Annotated in this window: 20 protein-coding genes and 1 tRNA gene; 8 read left to right on the forward strand and 13 right to left on the reverse strand. The window is 57.2% G+C overall.

The window, feature by feature from the left end; translation table 11 throughout:
- Window positions 1-96: 96 nt before the first annotated feature.
- Window positions 97-1020 (reverse strand): DUF6685 family protein, encoded by a 924-nt coding sequence (locus ACSSNI_RS04015; RefSeq protein ID WP_102836238.1) that lies wholly within the window; start codon window positions 1018-1020, stop codon window positions 97-99.
- Window positions 1021-1188: 168 nt separating this feature from the next.
- Between ACSSNI_RS04015 and ACSSNI_RS04020 the strand changes: the two genes are divergently transcribed.
- A complete protein-coding gene (locus tag ACSSNI_RS04020) occupies window positions 1189-1410 on the forward strand; it encodes a DUF2835 domain-containing protein (RefSeq protein ID WP_102836239.1) in 222 nt (73 codons plus the stop codon).
- A 107-nt stretch (window positions 1411-1517) separates the two neighbouring features.
- Complete coding sequence (locus ACSSNI_RS04025; RefSeq protein WP_200639776.1) at window positions 1518-2558, forward strand: quinone-dependent dihydroorotate dehydrogenase; 1041 nt, start codon at window positions 1518-1520, stop codon at window positions 2556-2558.
- A 90-nt stretch (window positions 2559-2648) separates the two neighbouring features.
- Here ACSSNI_RS04025 and rmf read toward each other — a convergent pair whose 3' ends face one another.
- Window positions 2649-2864 carry a ribosome modulation factor gene (gene rmf / locus ACSSNI_RS04030; RefSeq protein ID WP_082082129.1) on the reverse strand — a complete coding sequence of 72 codons (216 nt, stop codon included), beginning with the start codon at window positions 2862-2864 and terminating at the stop codon, window positions 2649-2651.
- 352 nt (window positions 2865-3216) lie between these two features.
- On the opposite strand from rmf, the gene rlmKL reads away from it, so the two are divergent.
- Entirely contained in the window at window positions 3217-5397 is a 2181-nt protein-coding gene (gene rlmKL / locus ACSSNI_RS04035) for a bifunctional 23S rRNA (guanine(2069)-N(7))-methyltransferase RlmK/23S rRNA (guanine(2445)-N(2))-methyltransferase RlmL (RefSeq protein WP_200639414.1), read from the forward strand.
- A gap of 124 nt (window positions 5398-5521) precedes the next feature.
- Here the strand turns inward: rlmKL and dacB are convergent, their stop codons facing one another.
- Window positions 5522-7030, reverse strand: a complete 1509-nt coding sequence (gene dacB, locus ACSSNI_RS04040; protein ID WP_187433559.1) for a D-alanyl-D-alanine carboxypeptidase/D-alanyl-D-alanine endopeptidase — start codon at window positions 7028-7030, stop codon at window positions 5522-5524.
- A gap of 233 nt (window positions 7031-7263) precedes the next feature.
- On the opposite strand from dacB, the gene ACSSNI_RS04045 reads away from it, so the two are divergent.
- On the forward strand, window positions 7264-7608 hold the full coding sequence (locus ACSSNI_RS04045; RefSeq protein WP_200639415.1) for a YggL 50S ribosome-binding family protein: 345 nt from the start codon (window positions 7264-7266) through the stop codon (window positions 7606-7608).
- On the opposite strand, the gene ACSSNI_RS04050 is transcribed toward ACSSNI_RS04045, so the two are convergent.
- The 6 genes from ACSSNI_RS04050 to ACSSNI_RS04075 form a co-directional block, all read right to left on the reverse strand.
- A complete protein-coding gene (locus ACSSNI_RS04050; RefSeq protein WP_325166584.1) occupies window positions 7598-8701 on the reverse strand; it encodes an FUSC family protein in 1104 nt (367 codons plus the stop codon). The genes ACSSNI_RS04045 and ACSSNI_RS04050 overlap by 11 nt on opposite strands.
- Window positions 8698-10029: a deoxyguanosinetriphosphate triphosphohydrolase gene (locus tag ACSSNI_RS04055; protein WP_200639416.1), complete on the reverse strand. Its 1332-nt coding sequence runs from the start codon at window positions 10027-10029 to the stop codon at window positions 8698-8700. Before ACSSNI_RS04055 ends, ACSSNI_RS04050 begins: the two co-directional genes overlap by 4 nt.
- Window positions 10030-10223: 194 nt before the next feature.
- Window positions 10224-10532, reverse strand: coding sequence for a hypothetical protein (locus tag ACSSNI_RS04060; protein ID WP_200639417.1), 309 nt, complete (start codon window positions 10530-10532; stop codon window positions 10224-10226).
- The gene (locus ACSSNI_RS04065; protein ID WP_148926190.1) at window positions 10529-10909 is read right to left on the reverse strand and encodes a phage holin family protein; all 381 of its coding nucleotides are present in this window, start codon (window positions 10907-10909) and stop codon (window positions 10529-10531) included. The genes ACSSNI_RS04060 and ACSSNI_RS04065 overlap by 4 nt, the downstream gene beginning before the upstream one ends.
- 20 nt (window positions 10910-10929) lie before the next feature.
- On the reverse strand, window positions 10930-11334 hold the full coding sequence (locus ACSSNI_RS04070) for an ElaB/YgaM/YqjD family protein (RefSeq protein WP_102836246.1): 405 nt from the start codon (window positions 11332-11334) through the stop codon (window positions 10930-10932).
- A 218-nt stretch (window positions 11335-11552) separates the two neighbouring features.
- On the reverse strand, window positions 11553-12833 hold the full coding sequence (locus ACSSNI_RS04075) for an OprD family porin (RefSeq protein ID WP_200639418.1): 1281 nt from the start codon (window positions 12831-12833) through the stop codon (window positions 11553-11555).
- Between the two features lie 405 nt (window positions 12834-13238).
- Here ACSSNI_RS04075 and ACSSNI_RS04080 point away from each other — a divergent pair, with 405 nt between their 5' ends.
- On the forward strand, window positions 13239-13481 hold the full coding sequence (locus ACSSNI_RS04080) for a glutaredoxin family protein (RefSeq protein ID WP_102836248.1): 243 nt from the start codon (window positions 13239-13241) through the stop codon (window positions 13479-13481).
- 157 nt (window positions 13482-13638) lie between these two features.
- On the opposite strand, the gene ACSSNI_RS04085 is transcribed toward ACSSNI_RS04080, so the two are convergent.
- The 3 genes from ACSSNI_RS04085 to mobA form a co-directional block, all read right to left on the reverse strand.
- Window positions 13639-13715 (reverse strand) — tRNA-Pro (locus ACSSNI_RS04085).
- 98 nt (window positions 13716-13813) lie between these two features.
- Window positions 13814-14035, reverse strand: a complete 222-nt coding sequence (locus ACSSNI_RS04090; protein WP_200639419.1) for a YgdI/YgdR family lipoprotein — start codon at window positions 14033-14035, stop codon at window positions 13814-13816.
- A gap of 45 nt (window positions 14036-14080) precedes the next feature.
- Window positions 14081-14683, reverse strand: coding sequence for a molybdenum cofactor guanylyltransferase MobA (gene mobA, locus ACSSNI_RS04095; RefSeq protein WP_200639420.1), 603 nt, complete (start codon window positions 14681-14683; stop codon window positions 14081-14083).
- A gap of 414 nt (window positions 14684-15097) precedes the next feature.
- On the opposite strand from mobA, the gene ACSSNI_RS04100 reads away from it, so the two are divergent.
- Complete coding sequence (locus ACSSNI_RS04100) at window positions 15098-16126, forward strand: acyltransferase family protein (protein ID WP_200639421.1); 1029 nt, start codon at window positions 15098-15100, stop codon at window positions 16124-16126.
- A 110-nt stretch (window positions 16127-16236) separates the two neighbouring features.
- Here the strand turns inward: ACSSNI_RS04100 and ACSSNI_RS04105 are convergent, their stop codons facing one another.
- Complete coding sequence (locus ACSSNI_RS04105) at window positions 16237-16539, reverse strand: I78 family peptidase inhibitor (protein ID WP_200639422.1); 303 nt, start codon at window positions 16537-16539, stop codon at window positions 16237-16239.
- Window positions 16540-16706: 167 nt separating this feature from the next.
- On the opposite strand from ACSSNI_RS04105, the gene ACSSNI_RS04110 reads away from it, so the two are divergent.
- Together ACSSNI_RS04110 and ACSSNI_RS04115 are read left to right on the forward strand one after the other, a co-directional pair.
- Window positions 16707-17108, forward strand: coding sequence for a PA2779 family protein (locus tag ACSSNI_RS04110; RefSeq protein ID WP_200639423.1), 402 nt, complete (start codon window positions 16707-16709; stop codon window positions 17106-17108).
- Window positions 17105-18055 carry a PA2778 family cysteine peptidase gene (locus tag ACSSNI_RS04115; protein WP_200639424.1) on the forward strand — a complete coding sequence of 317 codons (951 nt, stop codon included), beginning with the start codon at window positions 17105-17107 and terminating at the stop codon, window positions 18053-18055. Before ACSSNI_RS04110 ends, ACSSNI_RS04115 begins: the two co-directional genes overlap by 4 nt.
- The last annotated feature ends 1 nt before the right edge of the window (window position 18056 follow it).

Genomic DNA, 18056 nt, shown 5'->3' on the forward strand with positions numbered 1-18056 from the left:
CGAAATGAAACGCCGATGTCTATGCATCGGCGTTTTGCGTCATGGAGGCGGTGTTGGGCAGAGGCTCGCGAGCTTCGTGGCAGTGGCGTTGCTGGATCAGTCGGTATGTACGGCCCGGTTGCCAAGGCGGAACCGAGTGATCTGTGGCAGGTCTCGCAAGTAGCGCACCATGTCCGGAGCACCGGCGAGCTTAAGCCCTTCTCCCAAAGCATTCGCAGCAGGTTGCCGCTTGTCCAGCAGAAGTAGCTCTGAGTTATTCGCGTTGCGCAGCAGCGTCAAGCGAGCATAGGGAATCTTTGCCTCAAGCAGCAGCCCCATGAAGGCGCGATCGCTCCAGGCTTGTGCCGGCATCGTGACGGCATGGTATTCGCTGTCGAGTGCCTGTAGTCCGGCTGCATCAAGCCGGTAATCAGTGAGTTCGCAGGGCAGGTTGACCTCCAGCCCGCGTAACCGTGCATAGGCGATGGCGCTGGCGAAGGCTTCAGCATGGTGCTCACCGCTCCAGTAAATCCGCTCGCCAAGCCAGCTGGCTTGGCGAAGCTCGATCGGGGCCTGTGTCTGGAATTCAGGCAATGCGGAGGTGATGGTCCGCACGAAGTCCTTGTAACTGATGACCCGTAGCTGACGGCAGGCGGGTGTGGCGGCAAGCGCCTCGAACGTCGGATAGGTCGCTTCGTCGGGGCTTTGCCCGCCGAGGCCGTCGACCTGTCTCAAATCGAGCGCCGGGTAGGCGCTGCGCTCCTGGCGCACGAGCCGTGTCAAGGCTGCATGAGCCTTGGCTTTGTCTTCCTGAATGGGGCCGGAAAGGGCGCTTCTCGGTAAATCGACGAATCGTTGCAGGCAAGGGCCGTCGTTCCAGAAGATGCTCGGTGCCGGCTCCGAGAGGGGAGCAAATGGCAAGCTGATCTGGCTGGCGTGCTCAAGGATCTGGCGCGGTGATTTGCCGGTCAATCCAAGGCGTTGGGCAAATCTGACGATTCGGGAAGTCACGGGCGGCATCGGCTCGGGCAGGCCCATCATGGAAGACGAACGCATAGGGCAACGGTCGAAGTGTGGCAGAGCCGTGCGCCCTGTGCACCGTATTTGCCGAGCTTTTGTCTATCGAATTGGGGATCTCGGCTCAATGACAGATCACTGTCCGAGGGCCGATATGGCAACATCGCTGCGTTGATCAATGAGGGAGCCTCCATGCCAAGCCTCTTGCTGGATATTGCACTGCCCGCCGAAAAACTGCTGGCGGTCTATCAGGGGCGCGCCAATCGTATCCTGATCAAAAGCCGGGAAGGGACGAGCGTCAGCTTGCCGGCACATCACCTGCGACCCTTTCTGACAACAGCCGGCGTGTTTGGTTCATTCGAGATGGAGTTTGCGCCTGAAGGCAAACTGATTCGCTTGCGACGGGTTGATTAGGCGCGCTTCGTCGAGCAATTCGATCACGGGCGCCACGTTGTAGCCCGCTGCGCGCAATGCCCGCCTGCTATACTCTCGCGCCACACTTTCCAGGATCTAGGCTGCGTATGTATAACCTGGCCCGCCAGCTACTTTTCAAGTTTACGCCCGAGACGTCTCATGAGCTGTCGCTCGATCTTATTGGCGCGGGCGGCCGTCTAGGCCTTAACACCATGTTGAATAAGTCTCCGGCGAGCTTGCCGGTGCGGGTGATGGGGTTGGATTTCCCGAACCCTGTTGGGCTGGCGGCGGGGCTGGACAAAAACGGCGAGGCGATCTGCGGAATGTCGCAGCTGGGATTTGGATTTGTCGAGGTGGGTACTGTGACGCCAAGGCCACAACCGGGAAATCCCAAACCGCGTATTTTCCGGTTGCCCGAGGCCGAAGCTATTATCAACCGTATGGGCTTCAACAATCATGGCGTCGACGCGCTGCTGGAAAGGGTCGACGCGGCTCGTTTCAAGGGCATCTTGGGCATCAACATCGGCAAGAACTTCGACACCCCGGTCGAGCGCGCTCAGGATGATTACTTGCTATGCCTGGACAAGGTCTATCACCAGGCGAGCTATGTCACAGTGAACGTCAGTTCGCCCAATACACCGGGGCTGCGTAGCCTGCAGTTCGGGGACTCGCTCAAGCAACTGCTCGATGCGCTTGGCCAGCGCCGCGAAGACCTCGAAGTGCTCCATGGAAAGCGTGTTCCGCTGGCCATCAAGATCGCGCCCGACATGACCGATGAGGAAATCCGACTGGTTGCCGAAGCGGTATTCCAGGCCGGCATGGATGCAATCATTGCGACCAACACAACGGTTGGCCGTGACGGCGTGGCGGGTCTTGCGCACGCCGACGAAGCGGGCGGGCTTTCCGGGGCCCCTGTTCGTGAAAAGAGCACCCATACCGTCCGTGTGTTAGCACAAACCCTGGCGGGCCGCCTGCCTATCATTGCCGTCGGTGGTATCACGCAAGGGCAGCATGCGGCAGAGAAGATCGAAGCCGGCGCAAGTCTTGTGCAGCTCTACACGGGATTCATCTATAAGGGGCCTGCGCTGATTCGCGAGGCGGTGGACGCCATCGCTGCGCTGCAATCTCAGAAGAGTGCGAATCGTTAATCTGTGCTTCAGTGGGGCTCCCGATGGGAGCCCCGGGCTTCAAGCCCGCCGCCCGGATGGGGCGTGCTAGTCGAAGTCGGTGTGATTGTGTCAGCCGACCGCGTGAAGTTCGTTCAATCGATGAATGCCGGCTGCGCCGGTCAGACCGTCCCAGTTGTCGCCGCGACCCTCCCGCCAGCCGTTAATCCAGGCTTGGCGTACCTCGGGATGAGAAAAAGGACAGAGATCGCGAGATTTACCGTGTATGCCATGCTGATAACCGCGTAGAAATGCTCGTTCCATCGGATCACGCTTGAGTCTTCTCATTGGGTATTGCCCTCAGTGGTTGACTGGTGTTTCCGTTGTCCTCATGGCGAGGTCGGCAGATAGACTGCCAGTGAAGCCCGCTGCCGGCGTGGCGGGTTCTTCCGGCATCGTTGCGATGCCGGACTGAGTCGAGTTCTAACCCAATGACTGCCAAGCGGGAATGATCGTTTTGTAATAAGTAAGTCACCAAACCGTGGTGCCGCCCATAAGGCAGGCGGGGAGCGCTCCCCGCACTGCCAAAGTGGTACCGCAGCGTCTGCTTCGCGACGAAAGACAGCCGCAAACCGCCCGAACATCGACACGAGATCTGGGAGAGTGCTCAACCGGATCGAACAAATTAACTGGACATGCCATGACTGATCGCCACGAACTTATCCTCACCTGCCCAAAAGGGCTCGAGGGCCTGTTGCTCGAAGAAGCCAAGGAGCTCGGGCTCGAGGAGGCGCGTGAGCAGACCGCCGCGATTCGCGGCTTTGCCAGCATGGAGGTCGCCTACCGACTATGCCTGTGGTCTCGGCTGGCCAACAGGGTGTTGTTGGTGATCGAGCGTTTTTCCACGGTGAATGCCGAAACCCTCTATGAGGGAGTTCATCAGGTCGACTGGGCGGAGCATCTCGCAGCAACGGGTAGTCTGGCGGTTGAGTTCAGCGGCCATGGCTCCGGGATCGACAACACTCACTTTGGCGCTCTGAAGGTCAAGGATGCCATTGTCGATCGGCTCCGCACCGCAGGCGGCGAGCGACCCAGTGTCGACAAGCTGAACCCGGACCTGCGCATCCACCTGCGTCTTGATCGGGGGCAGGCAGTGCTGTCCCTGGACCTGTCTGGGCATAGCCTGCACCAGCGTGGCTACCGTCTTCAGCAGGGTGCGGCTCCGCTCAAGGAGAACCTTGCAGCGGCCGTACTGATCCGTGCGGGTTGGCCTCGCATCGCTGCTGCTGGCGGCGCTCTGACCGACCCAATGTGTGGCGTCGGCACCTTCCTGGTCGAAGGCGCGATGATAGCGGCGGACATCGCCCCTAATCTTCGCCGTGAGCGCTGGGGGTTCAGTGCCTGGCTCGGCCATGTGCCTGCTCTGTGGAATCGCCTGCACGCCGAAGCCCAGGCGCGTGCCGACGCGGGCATGGCCCGACCGCCGCTGTGGATTCGAGGTTACGAGGCGGACCCGCGTCTGATCCAGCCCGCAAAGAACAACATCGAGCGCGCTGGGCTGGCGAGCTGGATCCGTGTTTACCAAGGCGATGTAGCGACGTTCGAGCCTAGACCGGATCAACATCAGAAGGGCCTGGTCATCTGCAACCCACCATATGGTGAGCGCCTGGGCGATGAGGCGAGTCTGGTCTACTTGTATCAGAACCTTGGCGAGCGACTACGCCAGGCCTGTCTCGGCTGGGAGGCTGCGGTGCTGACGTCAGCCCCGGATCTGGGCAAGCGCATGGGCATCCGTAGCCACAAGCAATACGCTTTCTGGAACGGGGCACTGCCTTGCAAGCTGTTGTTGATCAAGGTCGAGCTGGATCAGTTCGTCACTGGTCAGCGAGCGGCCACCGCTGAAAGCAAGAGCGAAGAGAAACCCGTAGCGGAATTGGCGCGCCTCAGTGAGGGCGGGCAGATGTTCGCCAACCGGCTGCAGAAGAATCTGAAGCTGCTCGGTAAGTGGGCTCGCAAGCAAGGCATTCAATGCTATCGCTTGTACGATGCAGACATGCCTGAGTATGCCTTGGCCATTGATCTCTACGGCGACTGGGTGCATGTGCAGGAATACGCGCCACCGCGCTCGATCGATCCCGAGAAAGCCCAGGCACGACTCTACGACGCCCTAGGCGCTATCCCGCAAGCTTTGGGTATTCCTCAGGACCGGGTGGTGGTCAAGCGTCGTGAGCGCCAGAGCGGAACGCGGCAGTACGAGCGCCAAGCCACTCAAGGCACCTTTGTTGAGGTCACAGAGGGCGACGTCAAGCTGCTGGTGAATCTCACTGATTACCTCGATACCGGGCTGTTTCTCGACCACCGGCCGATGCGCCAGCGCATTGCGCGCGAAGCGGCAGGCAAGCGCTTCTTGAACCTTTATTGCTACACCGCTACCGCGACGGTTCACGCGGCGAAGGGCGGCGCTCGCAGCACGACGAGTGTCGACCTGTCAAAAACCTATCTGGATTGGGCGCGGCGCAATCTGGCGCTCAATGGCCTGTCGGATCGACAGCGTTTGGAGCAGGCCGATGTCATGGCGTGGTTGGAGGAGGACCGTGGCGAATACGATCTGATCTTTATCGACCCGCCAACGTTCTCCAACTCGAAGCGCATGGAAGGGGTGTTCGATGTCCAGCGTGATCATGTCGCCTTGCTCGACCTGGCGATGGCTAGACTGGCCGCTGGCGGCACGCTGTATTTTTCCAACAACTTTCGCAAATTCGTCCTCGATCCGGGCGTTGCCGAGCGCTACGCCGTGGAGGAAATTACCGGCGCCACTCTGGATGAAGATTTCCGCCGCAACAGCAAGATTCATCGCGCCTGGAAACTCCAAGCGCGCTGATCTGTTAGGGAGGGTGCTGCGTTTCGGTATCCACCGGCATCGCCATCACGCAGCTGATTCGCTGCGCCAGTGATCCAGTTCAATTCAGTGCCGGCGTGGTGTCGCGACGGTGGCACTGAATGGACTAGCGTTGCGCGGTATTTTCGTTGCCGGGACGGTTATAGAGACTGACCAACACCTGGTCCAGCACCGAGGAAGCGCCCCACGGGCGAGGATGGTTGAGGATTGCGACGACAGCCCAGGTATTGCCGTCGTTGTCGCGGCTATACCCAGCGATCGCACGCACCGTGTTCAGCGTTCCGGTCTTGACGTGAGCCTTGCCGGCAACCCCTGTATTACGAAGCCGCTTGCGCATGGTGCCGTCCACCGCAGCCAAGGGCATCGATGAAATGAATTCGGCGGCGTATGGGCTTTTCCATGCGGCTTGTAGCAAGCTGGCCAGCTCTCGCGCGCTGACGCGCTCGGCCCGCGACAGGCCAGATCCGTTCTCGATGACCAGATGCGGCGAAATCAACCCCTTTTTTGCCAGCCACTGACGTATCACACGCTGCGCGGCCATGGAGTCATCTGCATCCGCTTCGTTACGGAACTCAGCACCCAAGCTCAGGAACAACTGTCGTGCCATGGTGTTGTTGCTGTACTTGTTGATGTCGCGAATGATCTCCACCAGATCTGGCGAATAAGCTCGCGCGATCATCTTGGCGTCAGCTGCCACCGGTGCTACTCGATCCTCACCGAGAATGGTGCCGCCAAGCTCTTTCCAGATCGCGCGAACGGCACCGGCGGCGTAGCGCTGATGGTCCAGTACTGAAAGGTAGGTTTGTCCGCTGCATCCAGCCGGGAGCTTGCCCGTGACCACCACGGTCACCCCTTTACCGTTTTCGATCGGGTTGTAGCGGATGTCGGGCCATCCCGGGCATTTTGCTTTTGGTAAGGCCTGAATGCGATTGTCGATCTGAACTGTGGCGATTGGCGGTTCAACCAGAACCTTCACGTTCCCGCCATCGTTGCGGGCAATGAAACGAAGTGCCTTGAGGTTGACCAACAACGCATCCGGTCCGACCAGGAAAGGCTTGTTCTTGTCATTGCCGTCGTCGTCGAATACCGGCAGCGTGGGTTGCACGAAATGGCTGCGGTCAAGGACAAGATCACCGGTAACGGTCTCGACGCCATTGGCCCGCAGGTCCCGCAGCAACAACCAGAGCTTTTCCATGTTGAGCTTTGGATCACCGCCGCCCTTGAGGTAAAGGTTGCCGTTCAGCGTGCCGTTCTCAATCGGCCCGTCAGCATAGAACTCTGTTTTCCACTGATGGTTGGGCCCGAGCAGTTCCAGCGCGGCGTACGTCGTGACCAGCTTCATGGTCGAAGCGGGGTTGACTGAGACATCCGCATTAACAAAGGTGGGTGATCCGGTGCCGTTGAGTGGAAGCATGACTACGGAAAGGGCGCTGGTTTCGATCTTGTTTGTCTTGAGTGCCTGTACCACGCGGGTTGGTAAGGTCTGATTGACCGTTTCGGCGAAGGCCGGAATCACTAGTGGCAGCGTCAGCGCGGCAGCGGCGAGGCGGGACCGCAACTGACGGGTCGCGCGGCTCCGGTTGGCTGGTGCAGACAGGCTCGAAATCAATGACATAGCGGTTCCCTACAGCGTTCAGGGAAAAGAGGGCGGGCTATTATGCCCACGTCCGAGAAGTGACATGCTTCTCATCCGACAAGCGTAGACGTCTGGCTCGTCTCCCTGCAAACAAAGATAAGCAAGTAATCAGCGGTCGGAGTATCGGCCACCAGGCCGGCGCTGCAATCGCACAAGCCTCCTGTTGCTGTTAGAGTGCGCGCCGTCATCATCGTTATCTAAGGACCGAATCAATGGCTACCAATCGCTCGCGTCGTTTGCGCAAAAAACTTTGTGTCGACGAATTCCAGGAACTGGGTTTCGAGGTCAGTCTGACCTACCGTGACGGCCTTGAGGCCAAGGCGGTCGATGCGTTTCTTGAAGCCTTCCTGAACGAAGCCATCGAAACCAATGGTCTGGGCTATGTTGGTGGCGAAGATTACGGTTTCGTCTGCCTCGCAAGCCGTGGCTCGGTCAACGAAGAGCAGCGCGGTCAGATCGAGGCTTGGCTCAAGAGTCGCAACGAACTGTCCGAATTCAACGTAAGCCCGTTGATGGACGTTTGGTACCCGGAAAACGAGATCAACGCTAAGGCATGATCGAGTCATCCTTGCCCTGATCGGTTACGGCTGTTTGCCTGGATCTGCGCAATGCAATCCGGGTGACCAGCCGACGCAGTAGATACATCAGCAAGGTAACAGACAGCGCCACGCCGACCCCGATGGCTGCGTTGATCAGGCGCAGCTGTGGCAATTCCCAGTCTTGCGCCAAGGTTTCGGCCAGCAGAAGAAAACTCAAGGTTGTCTGCAGGACAAACAAGCCATAGTGATGTGCCTGGAATGCCCTGCTGAGCATGACGAGCGGCAACATGATCATCACCATCATGGGTGGGTCGGCCAGGCTGTGGCCCATGTAGATCAGTATTGCTGCTGCACAGAAGATTCCAATGCCGGCCTGTAGGGCGCGAATGAGGCTGCGTTGCAGGTCCATCTGCAGCGTGGTGAACACGGCTAGTGTCAGCCAGTAGCCGCGTGGCAGATCTGCCAGGGTCACGATCAGGCCGCCAGTCGCCGCAGCCAGAATGTAAGTAATCGCGTGCAGGCGCCATTGGCGAATTGGTGTTCGCCGCGCCCGGCGACGTAACACTTTTAACATGCTCAACAGTCGCGGCATGTAAGGCCACATGCGCAGGCCATGCATGCCTCGGAGACCGAACGCCAGAAGGGTGACCCAAAGGCCTCCGAGGGCGAACAGCGCCGCAATGGCCTGAGGATTATTAAAGTCCCCGATGCCATGCTGACCTTGGCCTAGACACAAGCAAATCGCCAGGCCTATGCCGAGCTTACCGGCCTCGCTGCCATATCGCTGCAGCCACGCTAGCAGCAATCCATAAAAGGCAAACAGGCCGAGGCTGACAAGCGGGTGGGGGGCTGACCAGAAGCCGAGCCCAGCGCTCCCAGCGCCAAGCCCGATCAAGAGCAGCATTCGCAGCATGCCGAGGCGGTGGAGTGGGTTCGCCTTGGCTGCTTGGAACGCGCCGACTGTTGCCCAAAGGAAACCTGGATGCCCGCTGAATAAACCGAGCAGCAGGGGCAGGGCACAACCCAGGCCGGCGACCGCGGCAGCCCCCCAGGCGGGCCGGCCAGGTTGCCAGCCAATAACCTTCCATGGCGACCTATTTATCAGGCTCACGTGGGGCTCGAGCGTCCGGTCATTTCGCTGGCCATCTCGGTCGCGTAGCTGTCGGTCATGCCTGCAATGAAGTCGATCATTCGAACAAATGCCTGATACAGCGGCCAATGAGGATCTGGCGCGTTATTGCCGAGCAGATCCAGGATGCGGCGGTTCTTGAACGATGGCGTTCGACCGCCGTGTTGCTCGAGCGCTGCACCGCAGAAAGCGTTAAGCAGGATCTCAAGTGTGGTGTAGGCGCCAATCTCATGCAGCGTTTTGCGCTTGTCTTGGAATATCTTTTCCCTGGCCAGCGCCTTGGCCTGCAGAACGCATTGTTTGGCTGGCCCATGCATATGCTCAACCAGATCCCCGGTGAGGTATCCTGTCAGCAGCGCTTGCTGTTGCTCGACGAAGGCTTCTGCAGCAGCGTTAGTCAGGTGTTCGATGGCCTTGCCTCTGAGGATAGCCAGCTTGCGCCGACGTGAGCCTTCGGGACCGAGCTGCCTGTATGTTTCAGGTACGTCATCTCCCACCAGATTCAGCAGTAGGGCTTCCACCTCGGCATACTCCAGAAGGTCCATTTCAAGCCCATCTTCGAGGTCGATGAGCCCGTAACAGATGTCGTCCGCAGCTTCCATCAGATACACAAGGGGATGACGCGCCCACCGTTGTTCGTCTAACTTCGGTAGGCCGAGTTTGGCTGCTATCTGCTCCAATAGCGGCAGTTCGTTCTGGTAGCAACCAAATTTGTGTTTTTTATAGCCAAGCGCTTCGGCGTGGCGTGATGTCCAAGGGTACTTGAGGTAAGTTCCTAGTGTTGCGTAGGTAAGGCGCGTTCCGCCGTCGAACTGGTGATATTCGAGCTGTGTAAGTACCCTGAAACCTTGGGCGTTGCCTTCAAAATTGAGAAAATCGGCACGTTCGGCATCGCTCATGTCGTCCAGCCAGCCACGCGCGGCCGCCTGTTGAAACCAGTGGCGTATTGCATCCTCTCCAGAGTGACCAAACGGTGGATTGCCAATGTCGTGCGCCAAGCAGGCGGACTGAATGACCATGCCGAGATCCGCCGGGCTGCACCACTCTGGCATATCATCCCGGAGCACTTCACCTACACGCATGCCGAGCGAGCGGCCGACGCAGCTGACTTCCAGCGAGTGGGTAAGTCGCGTATGAATGTGGTCGTTGCTTGAGACCGGATGGACCTGAGTCTTGCGTCCAAGCCGGCGGAACGCTCCAGAGAAGATGATTCTGTCGTGGTCCTTATGAAACGGACTTCGACCAAGCTCTTCATTGCTGTGTACGGATTTTCCGAGCCGCTCTCGATTCAGCAGCGTGTGCCAGTCCAAAGAGCAATCTCCTTGATGTCGCCAGATGGGGGCGGCTTGCCAGCGCAGCAGCTTGCTCGACGCACGCAACCGAACCGCCCAATGACCAATCAGTAACTGGCTGTCAGCCTACAGAGTTGCTGATCGCTAGACCATCCGCATTTGCTGAGATATTGATCGGCTCTGCTTCGCCTGCTGAGCAGATGTTTTATCCCTTAATGCCGCAGCCTGCGGATGAGGGGGTAAAGCATCATCCCTACTCTAGCCAGTTTGCCAACCTTGCCCAGTCGACGGCCGAACAGGGTTAACCCCAGGGTTGCTGCAATCATCAGCGGGCCCTTGCCGTTATGGTGCTCTGAGGAAGCGCCATGGCTACGGCTCGCGACCATTCCCTTGATTCGTTGGAAGGGGTGAACCAATGGCTGTGAGTGATATAGAACTTGTTGGCGGTTCATTTCCATGCGCAAGCGAACAAGGTCCTTGCGCATGGCTAAATCGCCGGAGCTACTTAACGGTAGGCTCATGGCAGTAAACGCTCCCGGTTGCGGGCCAATTCTTCGACCGTCGCCTGGAAAGGCGAGACGCTTTCTTTGACGATGCGCACGGCGCGGCTGATGCAGACGGCCAGCACAACTGCGTAGATAGCACAGAGAACCAGAATGGCGGCGATAGGGTTGCTGTCCCAGAAGGCGATCACGATTGCAGCTGATAGCCCAACGAGAATCAGCAGCCCGAGGATCAAGCTGATACTGGCAAGAAGGAACAGCTTGAATACCCGGGCTCGCTCTTCCTGAATCTCAATTCCGATGAGCTCCAGATGCCCTTGTACGAGGCCAGCAAGCGCGCTGCCCATCTTCTTGATGGACGGCGTCGGGGCGTCGTCAGCGTGTCTGGTTTCCATTGGATCCGTTCCCCACATTATTAACGGCGGGTGATCAGGCCGAAGAGAAAGCCAACTCCCGCTGCGATCCCGATCGATTGCCACGGGTGAGTATGAACATACTCCTCGGTGCACTGGATAGCCGCTTGGCCCTGTTCTTTCAGTGTGCCTTCCTGGTCCTTGAGCATTTGACGCGCACGGCTAAGGTTGGCGTTGATCTTGCCGCGGAGCTCTTCGGTCTGAGTGCCCGCCGTATCCTGAGTGTGTTTCAACAGGCGCTCGGTATCACCGATGAGGGTGTGGAATTCTTCAATGAGCGCATTCTGAGCCGCCTGCAGGTTGCGGCGATGAGCTGACTTATTGATCAGAGATGAGGTGTCGGTTCCAGCTGCTCCATCAGGGATGGGCGTGTTGTCGCTGGTGCCAAAAGTCGATTCAGTAGACATCTGCAGTTCCTCTTGAGTCTCGCAGGAACGATAGGTCCCGGCGCTTAGGGTTTCGAGCGTGCAGCTGGTACAAGGTTCCCGTTCCGTTTGAATGGGGCTGCAGCACTTACGCTGCCCTGGCGGACGTATTGCTTCCCCAGCATGATCAGACTCCGGAAAAAAGAAAACCCGCTGACGCGGGTTTCCATTGCTACTCAGTTTGCTGCAGCATTCGCTTATTACATCAGCGGGATGGTGTAGCTCGCGATCAAGCGGTTTTCGTTGATATCGTTACCAGTCCCATTGCTACGGGCGGTCGCATTACGCCATTTCAGGTTCAGGTTTTTAAGCGCGCCTTCCTGGAAGGTATAAGCAATGTCCATATCACGTTCCCACTCTTTTCCTTCTACGCCAGCGCTACGCTCGAAGTTGTCGCCAGTGACGTAGCGGGTCATGAAGGTCAGGCCGGGAATGCCAATCGAAGCGAAATTAAAGTCGTAGCGTGCCTGCCAAGATTTTTCATCTTCGTTAGCAAAGTCGTTGATCTGAACATAATTCACAAGAAACGGATCGGTTGCGCCAGCCAGATACGCGAATCCAGTGTCGCCACTCATTTTCTGGTAACCCAGGCCAATGCTATGGCCGCTCAAAGAGTAGGTGACCATCGCTCCGAGGGCTTTGTTGTCAACATTGCTGCTACCGTCGTCGGTTGACCGTGCATAGCGCAAGTCTGTCTTCAAAGACTGCTTGTCGCCAAGTGGCAGAACATGGACGAGGTTATACGAGTGTTGCTTATACAGGTCTTCTAGGTTGCTGTAGTAATAACCTGCTGTCAGGTTTTCCATCAGCTTATAGTTACCGCCTAAGAATACGAATTCATCAGATTCGTTTGTTGCGCCGGCATCAATGGTGATGCCCCGACGTCCACCAGTATTGACAGCCATGACCTGATAGTTGGTAGAGTCACGGTGATTAATGCGATTGGCATAGCCGGCTTCGAGCGTGAGATCTTTGATTTCCTTAGAAACCAATTGTGCGCCTTGCATGACCTGAGGAAGCAAGCGGCTGTCGCTGGTGCCGATGGCCTGATTTTTCAGTTGGAGAGTACCGACCTTAAGTACTGTTTCGGAGAGCTTGGCTTTCGCAGTCAGTCCAAATTCAGAGAAGTCATCTGGAGCTTCGTTTCCGAAGGAGCTAGGCATCAAGCCTGAGCCGGCAGTGTCTTCGCTGGAATACAGCTTGACGCCCAGCAGACCGAGTGCGTCAACACCAAAACCTACGGTGCCTTCGGTGTAGCCAGATTCAACGCGTAGGATGAAGCCTTGCGCCCATTCTTCTTGCTTCGATTGATTCGCGCTGGTCAGATTGTCCTGACGAAAGTCGCGATTGAAATAGAAGTTACGCAGTTCCAAACCAGCCTTGGTGTCTTCAACAAAGGCTGCTTGAGCCATAGTTGGAATAGCCAGTGTTGCTCCCAGAGTGGCAAGGGCCACGCCCCGGGCGATTGGGGTCTTGAGCATTTCTTATTTCTCCTCGTTGGATGATGCTCTGAAGTCGCTCTTTGGCGCCGTGTAATAAAACACTACCTCAGTATTTGAGCCTTTAGACCTTAGTCTTTGAGGCTTAATCGCGGGGCCTTGGTTGACTCGTCGGGAAGTTGTATTCGACCAACTAAACGTGGCCTGAGCGCCACTTCCGTTACGTACCTCAGCCTCCAACCCTGTGACTCTCCGGTCGCTTGGGCTGCAGCATCCTAGCCGTTTGCCAGCGGCGCGTCGATTCGCAAAATCAAACCCTCGTTTGAGTGGGCTCAAGGTCACATTTTTTATTCGGAGTAGTCCAAAAGAATGAGATGTTTACGGGCTGCTGCCGCACCGTGATCCGCCTGCTAGAATTGGCATGCCCTTTAGGTTGAGCGCTTGACTATGCATCTGCCGGAATGCCAATTGTTCGGAACGCTGGGCTGCCACTTGTGTGAGCAAGCCGAGGCGGTAGTACTACCGCTCGTGGAGAATGGGTTGCTGGTAGAGCTGCTAGATATCGCGGAGCGCTCGGACTGGGTAGACGATTATGGCCTTCGCATACCGGTGCTACGTCGTGTCGACACGGGCGCCGAACTGGATTGGCCGTTCGAGGTTGAGCAGGTAGTCTGGTTCCTGCGACGCTAGGATATCAGCGGTGAGCTGAAGTGAACGTTGGTCGCCAGAGGTCATGTTAGGCAGTTGATTTAGGTGGGTTCACAGTTAAGCTTCTGTCCACATCTAAAAACAAAAAAACCGGCTCAAGGGCCGGTTTTTTTAGGCTAAATAAGCCTGTGCGGGATTTTGGTCGGAGCGACTGGATTCGAACCAGCGACCTTCTCGTCCCGAACGAGACGCGCTACCAAGCTGCGCTACGCTCCGAAGATGGCGCGCATTTTACAGAAAAAGTTTTGCTTCACAAGCGTTAGCGAAGGCTTTTTCTGAGGCCAAACACGAGCTTGGCGTGTAAAAGAAAAGAGCTAGAGCTCTTGAACGGTGCGAACCTGATCCTTGTTTACTCTGCCCGGTTTGCCGTCGATTCCTTCAAACTCGTAGAAGCCTGCCTCGTCATCATATTCAGGCTGGTCCAGTGTTTGAATTTCGCGACCGTCGTTAAGCGTGATGACACTAGGGCTTGAGCAGCCGGTTAGGAGTGCCATCCCAACCAGAACTGCCAGTGCGGAACCGGTGACTGCGCGCATAATAATTCTCCTCTGTAGTTGCGTCTGTGACGGCAGCCTACAAGGCTAAGTTCCCGCCGAAGGCGCCTGCTTCAAAAGCAGCTCGGGTGAGTTCAGATTAGCCAGGCGCGAATCGTCTACATCGAGATCAAGTGCTCGTGCTTGCAAGGTCAGCAAAATCTTAAGGTTACTTCGCTCCCCCTTCTGCCAAGCGTGCTCGATGGCGGGGGCGAGACTGACCGGTATGATGCAGAACAAGGGCTCCCATTGGGCGCCTCGTCGGGTCATCAGCGGCGTCTCAGGCTCTAGCTTTGCCGTAGCGTACAGTTGTATAAGCAGTGCTTCGTCGACCAGAGGTGCGTCGCAGGGCAGCACCATGAGCCACGGATGCCTGGCTGCTGCGAGGCCCGCTCGTATTCCTGCAAGTGGCCCCTGAAAATCCGCGACGTCGTCACCAACGAGTCGGTCGGCAAACGCTGCGTATTGTGTCTGGTTGCGATTGCACGAGATCAGGAGGTCATCTGTAAGGGGGCGGGCGATGCGCTGCGGCCACGCTACAAGCGGCTTCCCATGCCACTCCACGAGCCCCTTGTCCCGTCCGCCCATGCGTTGTCCGCGCCCGCCCGCCAGTAGCAGGATCGAACAATTCGCCAGCCAGCTCTGAGCCATCAAATACTCCTTTGTCAGCCGGTCTATAACACCTGGGTGCTCGGTCGATTAGTTGAAAGCCAGGACGAATTATTTTTTGTCAGTCCTGCGCCGTTCTGTTGCGTTGCATTTGCCTGCGGGCAGGGAGTGAATGGTCTCAGGCCTTCGGTCAGTGCAGGCAGGACATGAAATTCGTTGGAGTGTTCCTGCGGCATTTCTCTTCCAGCGAGGCCGTACCCTGGAGCCCTGGTTTGCTTTGGCCAGGGCAGACTGGTAACCAGTCAGAGGCCACGCCTAGCTGGTGCATTACGTCGGCCAATGTGGTCGGCTCGGCGCGATGGACAAACTGATTGGTTTTTTCACTGTCTACTTTTCCCGTCTTCGCAAATCTGGCTGTGATGTGTCTGATCTTGCCCATAACTAAGGAGAAATAGGATGCAGGAGAGAAACGCCTGGGTCGATTATGCCAAAGCCATTGGGATCATTCTTGTCGTCTACGGGCATGTTGCGCGTGGGGTCTTCAATGCCGGATTGCCGATGGATCAGGACGAGTACCTGCTAGTCGACAGTGTCATCTACAGCTTCCACATGCCCCTGTTCTTCTTTCTGTCGGGGTTGTTTTTTTACGACTCGCTTGTAAAACGCGGTAAAGCCGGTCTGATCATCAACAAAGTAGACACCATCATCTACCCCTTTATCGTGTGGTCACTTCTGCAGGGGCTGATAGAGGTGGTGTTGTCGAATTACACAAACGGTGATGTCACGTTAGGGCAGGTATTTTCATTGCTTTGGTCACCACGGGCGCAGTTCTGGTTTCTGTACGCGCTGTTTTTGGTTTTCGTTGTCTGTTCTTTTGTCTATGCCAAGGCTAGCCGTCGCTACTTTTTACCGCTTTTGCTGGTTTTCGGTGTGCTTTACGTGCTCAGTCGAGATCTGGCTGTCGGCAGTGTCGGCAAATTTATCTTTGGTAATGCCGTGTTTTTTGCGCTCGGTATCTGGTTTAACGAGATCAAGGCGTACTTTCTCGCCAGACATGTCCCGCTCACTTTGTTGCTCGGCGCGTCGTTTGTCGCCGGGCAATACCTGTTTCACGTGACGTTCGGCTTGAGCTGGGAGGTGGGAGGATGGCCCGTGCTCTCGCTCGCGACTGTTTCCATCCTTTTTGTGGTAGCTCTATCAATGTGGCTCGGTCGGCTTCGCATGGCCTGGCTGCTATTTATCGGCGCCTCATCAATGACCATTTACCTGATGCATATTCTCGCGGGAAGCGGCGTTAGGGTTATCCTCGGAAGCTTCATGGGTATTGATTCCATCGCTGTACACTTGATTGTCGGAACGTTGGTCGGGCTTGCAGCCCCGTTGCTGGCTCAGATGATCATCAAGAAGTACGACCTGTACTTCCTGTTAGCCCCACCGAAATCGTTTTCCGCAACCCGCTTGCGGACGAGGGCAATGGCGCATTGAGCGCGGCGATCGGCAGGCATGACGGCTAGTCTGCCTGCTGCCGTCCGTATCGTTTTTATGCAGGAATCCGAACGGCTCTATGGGCTCTTGGCTGCGAAAGATGGTTTTGCTCAACCACAGCTGATTCGTTGAATTTTCAGCGACTCGTCTGTCGTCAGCGTTAGCCGATGCGCGTTGTATTCCAGCGTAACTACCTCTCCGGGTCGAACAATACGAGCCGTCGCGGCTTTGCTTTTTCGGCGCGCCTGATCGAGTAGCTCCGGGCTCGCCTGCTCCCCAACAAATGTCTGAACTAAAGAAGCGTCGCATTGACTCTCGCTGCCTCCAGTTGCCTGCGCTGTGCTGGGCGATGGCTGACAGCCAATCAGGATGCTGCAGCATGCTATCAATGCGGCAGGTCGGACGAGGTTCATACGCGTTCTCCTTCTGTTTGATCGTTAAAACCGATCTGGGTCGGCATGTTGAGTCTGCTGATGGCTAACCATAGCGGACAAGGGAACTGGCGGAACAGCTGCCCCGTCTTACCGTTGAGGGCACATTGCGCACCGCACTGGGCCGCCAATAAAAAAGGAACTGCGCCATGTTTAATTCATCCGTGATGAAGCGTGTAGCCACTCTCTTGGCAGCGATGCATTTCATGCTGTTCGCTCAGATACCACTGGCCCAGGCGGCGATGATTGGTAGCCCAGAAGTAATTGCCGAACAACAGCAGCAGGTAGATCGCCAGCAATTGCTGACAATGCTTGAGAACGAAGATGTTCAGAAGAAACTGGTGTCGATGGGCGTTGAGCAAGATCAGGTCGAACAGCGCATCAACAGCCTGACACCAGCAGAACTTGCGCAATTCAATCAACAGTTGGATCAAGCGCCGGCCGGTGCTGGAGTCGTTGGGATCATCGTGCTGTTTCTCGTCATCTTCATAGTGACCGATCTGCTCTGTGCCACCAACATCTTCAACTTCGTCAACTGTATCAATCGTTGATGGCGCGATTGATACTTCTGTTTGCGGTAATCCTCCTCGGGGCGTGTGCGCGAACGCCAATCGTCCCGGTTGGAGCTTCAGGACTTCCTGAGCGGGTTGAACTAGATGAAGTGCCATTCTTCCCGCAGGAAGACTATCAATGCGGGCCGGCAGCGCTTGCCACTATGCTTACCCAGCGTGGCGTCGCTACTGAGCCGCAACAGCTTGTGGAGCGGGTATATCTTCCGCAGCGCAAAGGTAGCCTGCAGGTCGAAATGGTTGCGGCTGCTAGATCTCACGAGTTGCTGGTCTACCCACTGGAGCCACAACTGCAAGCGGTGCTGACGGAAGTCGCAGCGGGAAATCCCGTTCTGGTGCTGCAGAATCTCGCTTTTGATCGCTGGCCTCAGTGGCATTTCGCGGTTGTGGTGGGGTATGACCTGGCCGCGCAGACCATTGTGCTGCGCTCTGGGGCTACACGGCGCTGGACCGGAAGTTTTAGCCAGTTCGAGAGAAGCTGGGCGAAGGGCAGTCGATGGGCCGTGGTGACCGTCGCGCCTGACCAGTTGCCACGTACTGCTCAGGAAACTGTATGGCTAAAGGCTGCAAATGACCTAGAGCAGACGGGGCATGTTGGTGCAGCTCGGGCCGCTTATGAAACGGCTGCGCAACGGTGGTCCACGGGCTTGTCTTGGTTCGTGCTGGCGAACGCTCGGTATGCGGTAGGCGAGGAGGACGCAGCGGAGCTAGCCCTGCGAACCAGTGTGCAGCTGGACAATTCATTCGCACCTGGCTGGTTTAATCTTTCGCATGTATTGGCGGAGCGGGGATGCCCTGTGCATGCATCTGCAGCCCGCGCTTGTGCGGTTCGATTGGCGCCGAAGGATGCACGATTCCGGGTGGCGTTGCCCCCGGGGTCCAAAGAGCGCGGCGCCTGTGAAGCGCCGCCCGCATGTCCTGTGCGATGAA

This window comes from Stutzerimonas tianxiuensis (assembly GCF_053470365.1).